Annotated in this window: 9 protein-coding genes; all 9 read right to left on the minus strand. The window is 73.2% G+C overall.

Annotated elements, in window-relative coordinates:
• From ACFYXU_RS15855 to ACFYXU_RS15895, 9 genes are read right to left on the minus strand one after another with little or no spacing between them, the layout of a single operon-like run.
• The gene (locus ACFYXU_RS15855) at positions 1-1,311 is read right to left on the minus strand and encodes an O-antigen ligase domain-containing protein (RefSeq protein ID WP_389406697.1); all 1,311 of its coding nucleotides are present in this window, start codon (positions 1,309-1,311) and stop codon (positions 1-3) included.
• 1 nt (position 1,312) lies between these two features.
• A complete protein-coding gene (locus ACFYXU_RS15860) occupies positions 1,313-2,902 on the minus strand; it encodes a right-handed parallel beta-helix repeat-containing protein (RefSeq protein WP_389407037.1) in 1,590 nt (529 codons plus the stop codon).
• A gap of 12 nt (positions 2,903-2,914) precedes the next feature.
• Positions 2,915-4,876, minus strand: a complete 1,962-nt coding sequence (locus ACFYXU_RS15865) for an alginate lyase family protein (RefSeq protein ID WP_389406698.1) — start codon at positions 4,874-4,876, stop codon at positions 2,915-2,917.
• Positions 4,873-7,056 carry a bi-domain-containing oxidoreductase gene (locus tag ACFYXU_RS15870; RefSeq protein ID WP_389457982.1) on the minus strand — a complete coding sequence of 728 codons (2,184 nt, stop codon included), beginning with the start codon at positions 7,054-7,056 and terminating at the stop codon, positions 4,873-4,875. Before ACFYXU_RS15870 ends, ACFYXU_RS15865 begins: the two co-directional genes overlap by 4 nt.
• A gap of 28 nt (positions 7,057-7,084) precedes the next feature.
• Positions 7,085-9,019 (minus strand): asparagine synthase (glutamine-hydrolyzing), encoded by a 1,935-nt coding sequence (gene asnB, locus ACFYXU_RS15875; RefSeq protein ID WP_376509331.1) that lies wholly within the window; start codon positions 9,017-9,019, stop codon positions 7,085-7,087.
• A 3-nt stretch (positions 9,020-9,022) separates the two neighbouring features.
• The gene (locus tag ACFYXU_RS15880; RefSeq protein ID WP_376509329.1) at positions 9,023-10,543 is read right to left on the minus strand and encodes a Wzz/FepE/Etk N-terminal domain-containing protein; all 1,521 of its coding nucleotides are present in this window, start codon (positions 10,541-10,543) and stop codon (positions 9,023-9,025) included.
• Positions 10,540-11,934 (minus strand): Wzz/FepE/Etk N-terminal domain-containing protein, encoded by a 1,395-nt coding sequence (locus tag ACFYXU_RS15885; RefSeq protein ID WP_389406700.1) that lies wholly within the window; start codon positions 11,932-11,934, stop codon positions 10,540-10,542. The genes ACFYXU_RS15880 and ACFYXU_RS15885 overlap by 4 nt, the downstream gene beginning before the upstream one ends.
• A complete protein-coding gene (locus ACFYXU_RS15890) occupies positions 11,931-13,208 on the minus strand; it encodes a glycosyltransferase family 4 protein (protein ID WP_329852986.1) in 1,278 nt (425 codons plus the stop codon). Before ACFYXU_RS15890 ends, ACFYXU_RS15885 begins: the two co-directional genes overlap by 4 nt.
• On the minus strand, positions 13,198-14,514 hold the full coding sequence (locus tag ACFYXU_RS15895) for a nucleotide sugar dehydrogenase (RefSeq protein ID WP_376509323.1): 1,317 nt from the start codon (positions 14,512-14,514) through the stop codon (positions 13,198-13,200). The genes ACFYXU_RS15890 and ACFYXU_RS15895 overlap by 11 nt, the downstream gene beginning before the upstream one ends.
• Between the last annotated feature and the right edge of the window lie 29 nt (positions 14,515-14,543).

The following is a 14,543-nucleotide window of genomic DNA, read 5'->3' on the forward strand; positions in this document are numbered from 1 at the left end:
TCACCTCCGGGCCCAGCGCGGAATACGGCGTCGAGGGACCTCGACGTTCGGCGGCTCAGTCGCCTCGGGGGAGCGCCGTGGGAGCTCGACGGCCGGCTGCGTCGCCTCTGCGGGTGCCACGAGCAGCGAGGCCGCCAGGGTCAGATGCAGCAGATAGGCCGAGGCGTCACCGAGACCGACCTCGGTGTACGAGGACAGCCCGCAGTAGCTGATCAGGAAGATCGCGCAGGCCCTCGGCAGCGACGGCGGCCGCAGCAGTGCGACGCCCCCGAGGACCACCACCATCGCCCCCACGATGGTGATGCCGGTCAGCCCCTGCTCGTCGTAGACGGCCAGCCAGCTGTTGTCGATCGGCAGCCCGTCGAAGGACTTGTCGCCGAGACCCGTGCCGAAGACCTTCTCCTCGACCGTCCGGGGAGCCGAGAGCAGCGCGTCCCAGACCTTGGCCCGGCCGGTGAGGTTGGAGAGGTCGCCCTGGCTCTGGCCGCGCAGGAACCACGTCCGCAGCGCCGAGCTGAACACCACCGCCGCCACCGTCGCGCACACCACCGCCCAGGCGAAGAACCGGCGGGCGGCGGCGCTCGTCAGGATGAGCGAACCGATCGCGAGGACCAGCCCGATCAGCAGGCCGAGCGTCGCCGTCCTGGTGTGGGTCATGGCCAGCAGGACCAGCGACGGCACGATGATCAGTGCCGCACCGGCCCCGGTGGTGCGGCGCCCCAGGAGCAGCAGCACCGTGAGCCCGATGATCACCGCCGCGTACTGCCCGATCTGCGGCGGGGTCAGCGGCCACAGCGCGCCGACCAGCCGCTCGCCGTAGTACTCGGGCATGGCCGTGCCCGGCGCGATCACCAGACCGGCCGCCACCAGCACGAGCACCGCGAAGTACATCCGGATGTGGTACCGGACGAAGGTCAGGCTGCCGTCCCACCAGCGGCTCAGCAGCCACAGCGTGCCGACGAACAGCCCCAGCCGCACACAGCGGAACAGCGCGCCGTACCCCAGCTGCACGCTGGAGATCAGACTCGGCACCAGCAGCAGCGTGAGCAGGAACAGGAAGGCGCTGGGCCGGAAGCGCAGCCGGGGGTTGAGCGCCAGCGCCAGCGCGAACGCCGCCACCAGCGAACCCATGGTGACCATCTGGATGAGCGAACGCGGCAGCGGGATCACGGTCTTCGCCCCGGCGGAGCCGAGCGTGTTCAGGGCGAGGCAGGCCCAGATCACCCCGACGGCCTTCGGCGTGCCCCCGGCCGGGGCCACCGCGTCGGCCCGGGTGACCGGCGTCCCGGCGTACTTCGGCTTCCCGTCCATCTCAACCACCGGCCCGCGGCGCGAAGGTGCTGCCCTCGTCCTGCCGGTACGGCGCGGCGCGCCACTGCCCGGAGTCCAGAGTCCGGCCCGCGTCCTCGGCGGTGAAGGTCCAGGGTCCCCGGTAGGTGTTGTCGTGCCAGCGGTTGTGCTGCTCCCGGGTGATCGCGCGCGCCACCCGGTCACCCCGGTACGGCGACCAGTCGGGGGAGCCGCCCTTGTTCGAGAGCACGGCCATGCGGCCGCACTCCCGCGCGCACCCCACGACGGACGGGTCCAGCACGAAGCGGTTGTCGTGGATGTCCACCCGCTGGGTCTTCCACCGGCAGTCGGAGTAGAGCGGCGCGCGCGCGATCGCCGGCGGCGCGCAGCGCCCGGTGCCCTTCACCAGGCGCGTGCAGTAGTCGGAGGAGGTGTTGGCCGGGCTGTTGCAGAACCGGTCGGCGTTCTCCCACAGGGTGATGCCGTTCCAGTTGTCCTCCAGCAGGTTCCGGTAGATCTCGATCCCGTCCGTGCGGGCCGGGACCCGGGGTTCACCACCGGACTCGGACACGTAGACGGTCGCGTACGGGAAGTCGTCCCCGTCCTTCTCGGCGGCGCGGCCCTCGACCCGGTTGTTCCGCCGGATCGTGTTGTTCCGGACGACCGCGTTGTAGCTGGTCTCGTACATCAGCGCGGCACCGTCGTTGCTTTCCAGGACGTTGTCCTCGAAGAGGAAGTCGTTGTTGTTCGTGTCCGCCCACAGCCCCGCGGCACGGTTGTCGTGCACCCAGTTGCCCCGGACGTCCGCGCCGTCGACGGCCCAGAACTTGATGCCGGCGGTGCAGCCGCAGCCCGGCTTCCGCCGCTCCCAGTCGTCGGTGTTGTTACCCGTGATCTCGTTGCCCTCGACGACGAGGCCGCGGATCGAGTCACCGGTCTTGTAGGCGTTCATGCCGTACTGCCCGTTGCCGCGCAGACAGCTGGAGGCGAGGCGCTGGCGGGCACCGGCCATCAGGCCCGCACCCGAGTTGTGCTGGATCGTGGTGTGCTCGATCACCCATCCGTCGGCCATGTCGTGGTTGACCACGCCCTCGTCCTGCGGCGCCACGAACCCCTGCACCGTCAGATGCCGGAGGACGACGCCGGGAGCGATGCCGCCGAACGCGTACTGGTTGGTCCTGCCGCCGTCGATCACCGCGCCCGGCGCTCCCAGGTAGCGGTTCCCCGCCTTGGCCTCGACCTGGGCGTAGGGCTCCGGGGCGAACCGGTGCGTGCCCGGCCGCAGCCAGAACGTGGTGTGCGGGGGATTCTCCTCGGTCTTCGTCACCAGGTCGCCGACCACCGCCGGATCGACCGTCACCGCGCCCGCCGGCGCCTTCGACGGACCGGCCGAGGGCGCGTCGCACACCCGGGCCGGAGCCCCGGCGGGCGCGCCCACGGTCCCGGACGCTCCGGACGCGCCGGACGCACCGGACGCGCCGGACGCGCCGGACGCGGAGGGCGTCCGGCCCGGCTTCGCCGGGGCGTCCGGCGCACTCGTACAGCCGGCCGCCACCGGCAGGACCAGCGCGAGCGCCGCCACCGGCAACGCCCAGCGCCGCCTCTCGAACACCACGCCTCCTCCCTAGTCGCCGAACCGGAGCACGGTGGTGAACTCCCGCAGGCCGTCGGCGGAACCGCTGCCGACCAGCGTGGTGCTGGGCTCCTTGCGCCCGAATCCCGCCGAGTACCAGCCGAGCGGCGGCTCGCTCTCGCCGCGGTGCGCCCGCCAGGACAGCTCCCCGGGCAGGTCGAGCACGGCGGAACGGTCCTCGCCGTCCCGGGTCCAGGTGAGCACCGCCCGGTTCCCCGTCAGCTCGGCGGCGACCGCCGGCCCGAGGTGGAACGCCAGCTCCACGGACCGGCGGCGCGGGCCGCGCACCTCGTCCACGACCGTCACCTCCCGGCTCGCGGCCGTCAGTTCCACCGTGCGACGGTGCACCGCGTCCTCGTACCCGTCGTGCTCGGCGACCCAGCGGGACGCCTTCTCGTCCGAGGTGTCCGCGACCAGGACGCGGCTGCGGGCGTGCCGGGTCCACAGGAAGGGGCCGCCGGAGACGGACTGGTCCGCGCCGTCGAGCCGCAGCGTGTTGTGGCCGAGGGTCGACCGGAAGTACTGCCGCCACTCGGGCTGCCCGTGGTAGCAGAACGTGCCCGGGTCGGCGAGCACGTCGACCCCGTCGTGCCGGACCTCCACGGACAGCGCGTCCGCGTGCGCGTGCGCGGCGATGGACAGGAACCCGTGGGGACCGCCGTCGCAGCGGACCCAGAGGTCCTCGGGACCGCGTAGCACGGTCATCCCCGCGTCCGCGAAGTGCGCCGGCCGGGCCGCCGGACGGGACGGCACGCGTCCGCCGCCGTCCTTCCCGTACGGCCGGATCAGCGCCGCCAGGAGCGGGGTGCGCACATCGGTGCCGGTCACCTCCGGCCACCAGCCGAGCCGGCCGAACACGGCGTCCCCGGTGGCGAGCAGCGAGCCCCAGCGGTCGGTGCCCGCGCCGTCCAGGACCAGGCCGTGGCCGTCGTCGGAGTCCCCCTGACGCGGCGGCCGCAGCCGGCCGTCCACGACGGCCGCGAGCGCGTCGGTCATCCGCAGCAGAACCGGCCGGACCGCACCGGGGACCGGCACTCCGGCGGCGTCCGCCTCGGCCAGCGCGGCCAGGCCGAGCTCCAGCACGAGACCGTGGTACTCGGAGGCCAGCTCGCGGTTCACGCCGGAGAGGAAGGTGTTCTTCCGCAGCTGCCGCTCCAGCGACCGCAGCGCGTCCTCGCGCCAGCGCGCCGAGGAGGGGAACCAGTCGAACGCGCAGGCCGCGGCGAACTGCCCGGCGGTCTCGGCGATGACGTGGTTGTTCGCCGAGGACCCCCGGCTGGGGAACGCGGCCAGCCACCGCTGGTGGTGCCAGATCTGGCGCAGCGCCACCGGGTTCTCCTCGAAGAGCCCGGCCGCACCCGGCCAGCCGTCGAGCAGCCGCCGGACCCACACCCACGAGAGGAGACGGATCCCCAGCTCGATGCCGCTCGTCCAGTGCACCCCGCGCAGCGGGGCGTTCGCCGCCCACCACGACCGCAGGTGCCCGGCCACGCGCTCGGCGTACCGCTCGTCCCCGGTGACCGCGTACGCGGCGGCGAGGACGGTGAGGTACTGGTGCCGGGACAGCTCCCAGATCTGCTTGACGTCCCCGACGGCCTCCTCGCTCCGGTACGGCACGTCGAAGGCATAGCCCCAGGGCGCCCGGCGCCCGGTCTTCGGGTCGTGGCACCAGTCCGGGTCGACCAGGTCGTCGCGCTCCACCCCGAAGAACTCGGCGTGCCCTGCCATCAGCCGGTCCGCCTCGGCGACCAGACGCTTCGCCGCGTCCGGCGGCACCGCCGCGAGCGCCCCGGCGGGCAGGACGGCGGTGAAGCGGGCGCCGGTCACGCTCGGGCAGACCGGCCGGGCCGACCGCCACCGCCGCCGGCGCACCGTGTCGCCCACCCGGCCGCCGACCTCCCGCGGTCCCATCCGGGACAGGCGCCGCAGGTACCAGCCCGCGCTCATCGTCATCGCGGGCCCGCCAGCGTCACCGGCACACCGGAGGCCAGACCGGCCCCCACGGCGAGGGTGGCCGCCGTGGTGGCGACGAGCGACTCCAGCGGAACCGGCATCGGCCCGCCGGTCCGCACGGCCCGCACGAAGGCGGCGAGTTCGGCGTTCTGGCCCTTGTCCCGGGCCTTGGGCAGCCGCGAACTGACCCACTTCTCCGGGCCGTACACCTGGGCGCGGACGAAGTCGTCCAGGCGCAGCACCTTGCCGTCCGCGACGAGGTCCAGGGTCTCCTTGGGGAAGGCGGCCGGGCCGGTGGTCACGTAGCTGATGGTGGCGGTGGACCCGTCCGGGTAGCGCAGCACGACCTGGAGGTCCTCGTTGCCGGCCGGGGCGACCGCGTACACCGAGACCGGGTCGGCCCCCAGCAGCCAGCTCGCCGTGTCGACGAAGTGGCCGCCCTCGCCGGCGAACCGCGAGCCCTCGCTGCCCTGCTGGAGGTACCAGCTGCCGTGCTGGAGCCGGCCCGCGTTGACCAGGTAGCGCAGGCTCGCCGGACCGGTGCGGTCGCCGAACCGCTTCCTGGCCTCCTGGAGCAGCGGCGCGAACCGGCGGTTGAAGCCGACCTGGAGCCGGTCGTTGCCGGACTTCTCCACGGCCGAGAGGACCCCCGCGAGCTCGTCCTCGGTGAGCGCCAGCGGCTTCTCCACGAACACGGCCTTGCCGGCGAGGAGCGCCTTCTGGGTCAGGTCGGCGTGCGAGCTGTGGCGGGTGACCACGAACACCGCGTCGATCGACGGGTCGCCGAGCACCGCGTCGAGATCGGTGGTCGCGCGGCGGAAGCCGAACTTCCGCTCCGCGTTGGCCGCCGAGAGCGCGGTCGTGGTGACGACCGTGGAGAGCTCGACGCCCTCGCGCCCCGCCAGGTGCGGCAGCAGCATCGACGTGGCGTAGTTCCCCGCGCCGACGAACGCCAGCCGCACCGGACCCCTGACGGGCCGCGCCGGGGCGGACGCGGCGGCGCGGCGCACGGCGGGAACGGCCACCTCCGGCGCCTCCGCCACGGCCTCCGCCTCCTGCTCCGCGTACCGGAACAGCACGGCCACGGCCTTGAGTTCGCCGTCCTTCAGGCTCCGGTACGTCTCGACCGCGTCGTCGAAGTCGGCGACGTGGGAGACCAGCGGGTCGACGTCGACGCGGTCACGGGCGAGGAGGTCGAGGAAGCACGCCAGGTTCCGGCGCTCGGTCCAGCGCACGTACCCGATCGGGTAGTCCCGCCCCTCCAGCTCGTACTCCGGGTCGTAGCGGCCCGGGCCGTAGCTGCGCGAGAACCGGACGTCGAGCTCCTTCTCGTAGTACGCGTTCCACGGCAGGTCCAGCCGGCACTTGCCGATGTCGACGACCCGGCCCCGGTCGCGGCTCAGGTGGGCGGCCAGCTCGACCGGCTGGTTGCTCCCGCCGCCGGCCGCCAGGTACACCTGGTCGACACCGTGACCGCCGGTGAGTTCGGCGACCGCCGCCTCCACGGCCGGGGACGCCGGATCGCCCGTGGCAGCGGCGCCGAGCCGCTCGGCCAGCTCACAGCGCGCCGGATCGGGGTCTACCCCGACGACGACCGCACCCGAGGCGGACAGCAGCTGCACCACCAGCTGCCCGATCAGCCCGAGACCGATGACCAGCGCCACGTCGCCGAGCTGTGGCTCGCCCTGGCGGACGCCCTGGAGCGCGATCGAACCGACCGTGCCGAAGGCCGCGTGCCGGGGCGCGACACCGTCCGGCACCGGGGTGTAGAGGTTCTTCGGCACCCAGTTGAGCTCGGCGTGCAGCGCGTGCTCGTTGCCCGCGCAGGCCACCAGGTCGCCGACCTTCACGTCGTCGATCCCGGCGCCGACCTGCTCGACGACCCCGCACAGCGAGTAGCCGAGCGGCGTGTAGGAGTCCAGCTTGCCCATCACCTTGCGGTAGGTGGCGGGCACCCCGTTGGTGGCCACGCTCTGCATGACCTTCGCGACCTGGTCCGGCCTGGAGCGGGCCTTGCCCAGCATCGACATGCCGGCCTCGGACACCTTCATGAGCTCCGTGCCGGTGGATATCAGCGAGTACGCGGTGCGGACCAGCACACCGCCCGGCTTGCACCCCGGCACCGGCACGTCGAGCACCGCCAGTTCGCCGCTCTTGTAGTTCTGCACAACCTGTTTCACCGATGTCCCCTTGTTTCTGAGCCGTCTTCTACGCCGCCGGGCGCGCGCTCCGGCCGGTCCCCGAGGTCGCGTCCCGATACCAGTACTCGAGGGTCAGCACGTGCCAGAGGTGCTTGGAGAAGTCCCGCTGCCCGGCCGCGTCCTCGGCGACCATCCGCGCCAGCGCGTCCCGGCGCAGCAGCCCCGAGTTCACGAGCACGCCGTCGTTCACCACCTCGCGCACCAGCGGTGCCAGGTCCCGGCTCATCCAGGCCCGCAGCGGGGCGCTGAACAGGCCCTTGGGCCGGTACACGATCTCCCGGGGCAGGACCGAGGTGGCCGCCTCCTTGAGGACGGCCTTCCCCTGCCGTCCGACGATCTTGCGGTTCCCGGGCACGGCGAACGCGGCCCTGACCACCTCGACGTCCACGTACGGCACCCGCACCTCGGTCGACGCGGCCATGCTGGACCGGTCCGTGTAGGCGAGGTTCAGACCCGGCAGGAACATCCGGGCGTCGCCCAGGCACATGCGGTTCACGAAGTCGTCGAGGTCGTTGTCCGCGTAGACGTCGGCGTGCTCGGTCAGCACGTCGTCGACCGTCCCCGCCAGATCCGGGTCGACCAGGCCGAGCAGCTCCTCCTGGTCGTACATGGTGTAGCTGCGCCGGAAGGCGGTCTCCTCCGGCAGGTCCGCGAAGGAGAGGAACCGCTTCGCGAACCGCACCGACCGGTACCCCCGGCGGGCCGAGGCGACCGGCAGCCGGTCCACCGCCGCGGACAGACCACGGCGCAGCGGACGGGGGACGCGCTGGTAGCGCAGCGCGATCAGGTTCGCCAGGTGCTTGCGGTAGCCGGCGAACAGCTCGTCGGCCCCCATCCCCGACAGCATGACCTTGACCCCGGCCTCCCGGGCGGCGGAGCAGATCAGATACGTGTTGATCGCGGCCGGGTCACCGATCGGCTCGTCCAGGTGGTACGTCATCTCCGGGAGCAGATCCAGCACGTTCGGGGCGATCTCGATCTCGTGCAGGTCGACGCCGAACCGCGCGGCCACCTGACGGGCGTAGCGCAGGTCGTCCGGCATCGCCTCGAACTTGGCGTCCTCGGCCCGGAACCCGATCGTGTAGGCGGAGATCCCCGGCCGGTCGCGGGCCGCAAGCGCGGTCAGATAGCTGGAGTCGAGCCCCCCGGAGAGGAAGGTCGCCACGGGCACGTCGGCCAGCAGGTGGCGCCGGGTCGACTCCTCGACGACGGCGGCGATGTCCGGCAGGTCGCCCGCGAGGGCCCGCTCGCGGCCCTCGGCGGCGACGTCCCGCAGGTGCCAGAACCGGCCGCGCTCCGTCCGGCCGTCCGGCCGGCAGCGCAGCCAGCTCCCCGGCGGCAGCTTCTCCGCCTCGCGGAAGGCGCACCGCGAGTCCGGCACCCAGTAGTAGAGGAGCGAGGCCACCAGCGCCGCGTGGTCCACCTCCAGCTTTCCGCCGGTGGCGGCGGAGAGCGCCTTCAGCTCGGAGGCGAACACCACGCCCTCGCCGCGCCGGAGCAGGAACAGCGGCTTGATGCCCAGCTGGTCGCGGGCGAGCACCAGCTCACCGGTCCGCTCGTCGAAGATCCCGAAGGCGAACATGCCGCGCAGCCGGGGCAGGCAGTCCGTGCCCCAGCGCCGCCAGGCCTCCAGGAGCACCTCGGTGTCGGAGGTGCCGCGGAAGCGCACCCCGGCGGCCGTCAGCTCGGCCCGCAGCTCGGGCGCGTTGTAGAGCTCCCCGTTGTACGTGAGGACGAGACCGTCCGAGACCATCGGCTGCGCGCCCGTCTCCGACAGGTCGACGATCGCCAGCCGGCGGTGCCCGAGGTGCACCTCCCCGTCACCGGCGGCGTGGCTGTAGCGGCCGGCCCCGTCGGGTCCGCGGTGGGCGAGGGTATCGGTGAGCCGGTCGGTCACGACCTTCCCGTCCGGCCATCGGTACGTACCTGCGATGCCACACATGCCTTACCGAGCCTCCTGGTCGCTGTCCGGGACGCTCGCCGCCCACAGCGGCACCCGTTCCGTCCTTTGCCGTTCCGACCCGTTCTGCCGGGGCGGCCGTTCGTTCCGTCCGCGCGGCGCGGTCTCCGGCCCGTCCCACAGCGTGCCGTCGGTCCGGTCACGCGGGTCGGGGTCGACCAGCACCACACCGATCACCGGGATGTGCTGGTCGGCGAGCTGCCGTGCCACGGTGTGCAGCCACGCGGCGCTGCCGTGCCCGGCCCGCACCACGAGCACCGTGCGCGTACCGAGGTACTGGAGGTCGGTCCACGCCGTGCCGGGTGCCACCGAGCCGACGCCGATCGCGCGCTCCTCGTACCGCCCGGCCGTGGCACGGTCACCGCTGACCACGGTCGGGTCGCCCGGCTTCGCGCGGCGCTCGGCCAGCGGCAGTCCGGGCAGCCCGTCGACGACGACCACCGGCCCGTCCTCACCCAGCGCCGCCGCCAGGTCCAGGGCGATGGCGCCCACGGCGCGCACGGCGCCCAGTTCGAGCAGCGACACCGGCTCCGCGGAGCCGCGCGCCGTGCGGGCCAGGGACGCGGTCAGCCTGGTCCGCTCGGCCCGGGCCGCGCGGCGGCGCCACGGCGCGACCGAGCGAGGGGGCAGCTCCGCGATCACGGAGGCGCCCAGGTTCGCCGCGATGTCCCGGCGCAGCACCGGACGGTCCGCGACCACCGAACCGACCGCGGCCACGGCGAGCCCCAGGGCGAGGCCGAGGGCGAGGCCGAAGGCCGCGTCGGTCGCCGCGGTCTTCTTCAGGGAGTGCCGCACCGGCCGGGGAGCGTCTACGATCTGCGTCCCCGCGACGAGATGGGGCGTGCCGATCTTCGCCTGCGCGGCCCGCTGGCCGTAGTCGGCGATCTGCGAGGTCAGCTCGGCCCGCCGCGAGAACAGCGACTCCATGTCCGCCGAGCCCTTCGACCCGTTCACCGACGACGCGTCCCCGATGGCCTTGTTGACCTGGGTGAGGTCCTCCCGCAGCCGGTCGCGCTGGTCGAGCAGGGCCTTCGACTCCGCGTTCGCCGCCTCCCTTATGCGCCGCACGTGGTCCGCGACGAACGCGTCGGCCAGCGCCTCGGCACGGGCCACCGCCTCGTCGTCGCTGTCGGCCGAGACGGTGATCTCCAGCACGTTGTTGGTCAGGCCGGCGGCCGTGTAGTCCTCCATGAAGTCCTCCGGCTTGTCCGGGGACTTCAGGCTCTCCAGGGCCTTGGCGGCGATCCGGGTGGTCTGGAGCAGCGCCACGTCCGTGCGGATCAGCGTTCCGGGGTCGTTCGGCTGGTCCTCCTGATGCGCGACCAGGAGCTTGGTCACGGCGGTCGGCGGAGGCGGCAGCAGGAACGCCAGCGCCACGCCGCCGAGCATGCCCAGCAGCGCCAGGGAGGCCCAGAGGCGGCGCCGCCTGCGGACCGCCGCCACCAGCGGCTGGAGGTCGAGCAGGGGAGCCGAGGCCGACGCCTCCGGAGTCGTACGCGTCGTCACTCCGCACCTCCCGCCGCGGGCCCGGCGACGGCGGTCGCGGTTGCGGGCGCGCCCGCCTTCCGGGACCGCCGGGAGGACCGGGCCGGGCGGTCCGAGACCGTCCCGGCGAGCACGATGCCGACGACGTCGTGCCGGGCGTCGGCACAGGCCTCGGCGATCCCGGCGAGCTCGCCCGCCGTCCAGCTGCCCGCGCTCAGCACGACCACGGCACCCGACTCGTCCTGACGGTCCGGCACCATCGGCTGGGACACCGCCACCGCCACCGTCCGCAGCACCGGATCCCCGACGGCGCCGTCCGGCGACGTCCCGGCCTCGGCGACAAGCTGCCCGGCGGCCCGCACGGCGGTCTCGTCGCCGTCAGGGACGACGACCAGCACCCGCCGGGGCGCCGGCACCTGGTCCCGGAGCCGGGCGTGCACCCGCCGGTAGCGGATCTGCCGGCTCGCCTCGTCGCCCGAGGTCCGCGGCGTCGGCACGTCCCACCGGATGTCGAGCCCGAGGAGCCGGCGCGCCAGGGCGCGCGGACCACGGGCCCCCGCCCGCCGCCCGGCCTTCTCGGCGGGCACGTCGACGGTGCCGAGGAGCACCGAGCCGAGCGCCGTCGCGATCTCCGGCTCGGTGCGCAGCCGGCGGCTCACCCGCGCGGCGGAGAGATGGGCGACGACCCCGATGACGAAGGACAGCAGCGCCCCGGCCACGACGAGCTGCGTCCTCGTCGGCGGCGCCTCGCCGGTGGGCCGGGCCGCCGGGCCCATGACGACCAGCTTGGCCTTCTCGGTCGACGGGTCGGCCTTGTCGAGCTTGTCCATGGACTCCTGCAGCGTGGTCCGCAGCTTCGCGAGCTCGGTGCGCGTCTGCACGCTCTCCACCGAGCTGCCCGAACCGGCCGTCTCGGCCAGCTCGTTGATGCGGCGACTGGTCTGCTCGACCAGCTTCCGCAGTGCCTCCGGGCTGCCCACCGCACCCGGGTCGGTCTTGTCGCCGAGGATCTCGGCGGCGAACGTGACGAACTGCCGCGCCACCTCGTCCGAGAGCCGCTGCGCGCGCTCCGGGGTGTCGGCGGTGCCTGAGATCTTGATGATGTTCCCGTCGGCGATCTCGGCGGTCACCTGTTCGCGCAGCCGGATGCCGCTCACCCCGGACCAGCGGAGCGAGGCGGCCGTACGGTCGACCACCACCGAACTGGTCGCGATCTGGGCCTGGGTCAGCAGCTCGCGCTCCGCCCACGCCCCCGGCAGCAGCACCGAGGCCGAGGTCGTGTAGCGGGGCGGGAGCAGCAGAGAGGTGCCGAAGCCGACGAGCGCACCCAGGACCACGAGGAGGGTGAGCAGCCGTCGGCGCCGACGGACGATCCGCCCGATCGTGACCAGGCGTATGGTGTCATCGCTCAACGACGCGGCCTTCTCCCCGTTCGTCCTCGGCCGCCCCCCGAAACGGGAGCCTGGTCACGGCATGCGGCGGCGTACGCCGCCAGCAGCGAGCGCTGCGAGTGCCGCCAGGAGAGCTCGCCGCCGATCCGCTCCTGGCCGATCCTGCCCATCCGGGCCCGCTCGTCCGGATCGTCGAGGAGCTTCGCGATGAGCCCGGCGAACGCGGCCTCGTCGTTCGCCGGCGCGTAGACGGCGGCCTCACCGGCGGAGACACGGGCCTCCCGCAGCTCGAACGACACGATCGGCCGGCCCATCACCATGTACTCGAGGACCTTGTTCATGGTCGACACGTCGTTGAGCGGGTTGCGCGGGTCGGGGGAGAGGCACACGTCGGCGGTGGACAGGTAGCGCGCCAGGTCGGCGTCCGGGATGCGCCCGGTGAACTGGACCTGCTCCGAGAGCCCGAGCCGCCGGGACAGCTCGACCATCGCGTCGAAGGCGTCGCCGGAGCCGACGAACACCGCGTGCCAGTCGGTCCGCCCCAGCTCGTCGCGGAGCTTCGCGAGGGACCGCAGGGCGTAGTCGACGCCGTCCTGCGGGCCCATGACGCCCAGGTAGCACAGCAGATGGGGCTTGCCCCGCTTCAGCTCCGGCTCGGCCGGCACGGGGTGGAAACGGTCGACGTCGGGTGCGCTGCGCACGACGAAGACGTCCTCGGGCCGCCGCCCGCCGCGGCGCACCGCGACGTCGCGGTAGCTCTCGTTGGTGGCGAGCACGACATCGGAGGCCCGGTAGGTCATCCGCTCCAGCGCGCACACGGCGCGGTAGAGCGCGTCCTGGCCGCGGTCGAACCGGGAGAGGTACAGCTCGGGCACCAGGTCGTGCTGGTCGAAGACGAACCGCGCCCCCTGACGCTTCATCCAGAGCGCGGGGAGGAAGAGCAGGTCCGGCGGGTTGCAGGCGTGGACCACGTCGACCGGTCCGACCTTGCGGGCCAGCCGGACCGTGTGCCACAGCGCCGATCCGTACTCCCGGAGGTAGCCGGACGGGCCTCCGGTGGCGGCACGCAGCGGGTAGCGGTGGATCCGCACCCCGTCGATGACCGCCTCCGCCTCGGTGTCCCGCTTCTGCCCCCGGGGGCAGATGACGTGCACCTCGTAGCCCGCGTCGCGCAGCGTCGTGCACTCCTGCCACACGCGCCGGTCGAAGGGGACCGAGAGGTTCTCGACCAGGATCAGCGCGCGCCGGCCGGCCCCCTGGCCGTCCGTTCCCGCGCCGGTCTCATTACCAAGCAAGGCCCACGTACCCCGGTTCGGCCCGTCGCTCGTCGGCGTCGGGAAGGTGGATGAGATCGACGATCACCGGGCTCTCGCCGTGCGGGAGCGCCGCGAGGACGTCCGGGTCCCTGGTGCCGACCAGGCACACCTCGGCGTGGTCGAGGACCTCGTCGACGGAGTCCGCGAGCAGCTGCGCGAGGTGCGGGAGCCGGTTCTCGATGTACTCGCGGTTCGCGCCGAGGAGCCGCGACAGGTTCACGTTGGGGTCGTAGATCCGCAGGTCGTACCCCTTGCCGAAGAGCCGCTCGGCCAGCTCGACGAGCGGGCTCTCGCGCAGGTCGTCGGTGCCGGGCTTGAACGAGAGGCCGAAGAGGCCCACCCGCCGCTTGCCGGTCCGCTCGACCAGCTCCACGGCGCGCTGGAGATGGTCCGCGTTCGACGGCAGCACGTGCGACAGGATCGGCACGGAGACGTCGGCCCGCTGCGCCGCGTGGACCAGGCTGCGCAGGTCCTTGGGCAGGCAGGAGCCGCCGAAGGCGAAGCCGGGCCGCAGATAGGCGGGGCTGATGTTGAGCTTGCGGTCGGCCAGGAAGACGTCGATCACCTGGTGCGAGTCCACCCCGAGGGCCTGGCACACCGCGCCGAGCTCGTTCGCGAAGCCGATCTTGAGGCCGTGGAAGGCGTTGTCGGCGTACTTGATCGCCTCGGCCGTCGGCACCGGCACCCGGAACACCTCGCCGGGCAGCCCCTCGTACAGCGCCGCGACCACGTCGCCGCTCGCCGTGTCGAGCTCCCCGATGACGGTCTTCGGCGGATCGAAGAAGTCCCGCACGCTCGTGCCCTCGCGGAGGAACTCCGGGTTGACCGCCACCCCGATGTCCACGCCGGCGGTGCCGCCGGTGTACTTCTCCAGGATCGGCACCAGCAGGTTCAGGCAGGTGCCCGGGAGCATGGTGCTGCGGAAGACGACGGTGTGCCGCCCGCCGCGCTCGGCCACCGCGGCACCGATCTCCTCGGTGACCCGCTCCAGATACGTGGTGCACAGACTGCCGTTGGGCTCCGACGGCGTGCCCACGCAGATGAGCGACACCTCGCTGCCCGCGATCGCCTCGCGGACGTCACGGGTGGCCCGCAGCGAGCCCTTCTCCACGACGTCGGCGATGAGCTCGCCGATCCGCTCCTCGACCACCGGGGCCTTGCCGTCGTTGACCAGGTCCACCTTCACCTGGTTGACGTCCACCCCGATGACCTCGTGGCCCATGCCGGCCAGGCACGCGGCCGACACGCACCCCACGTACCCGAGCCCGAAAACGCTGATCCTCATGACTCGTTCCTCCCCCCAGTCGGGCCCTC

It is taken from the genome of Streptomyces sp. NPDC002232, assembly GCF_042890295.1.
Lineage (GTDB): Bacteria > Actinomycetota > Actinomycetes > Streptomycetales > Streptomycetaceae > Streptomyces.

Bases quoted from the DNA above. Each gene is read 5' to 3' on its own strand.
- ACFYXU_RS15855 (WP_389406697.1), bottom strand. From the start codon at position 1,311: ATGGACGGGAAGCCGAAGTACGCCGGGACGCCGGTCACCCGGGCCGAC.
- ACFYXU_RS15865 (WP_389406698.1), bottom strand. From the start codon at position 4,876: ATGACGATGAGCGCGGGCTGGTACCTGCGGCGCCTGTCCCGGATGGGA.
- asnB (WP_376509331.1), bottom strand. From the start codon at position 9,019: ATGTGTGGCATCGCAGGTACGTACCGATGGCCGGACGGGAAGGTCGTG.
- ACFYXU_RS15895 (WP_376509323.1), bottom strand. From the start codon at position 14,514: ATGAGGATCAGCGTTTTCGGGCTCGGGTACGTGGGGTGCGTGTCGGCC.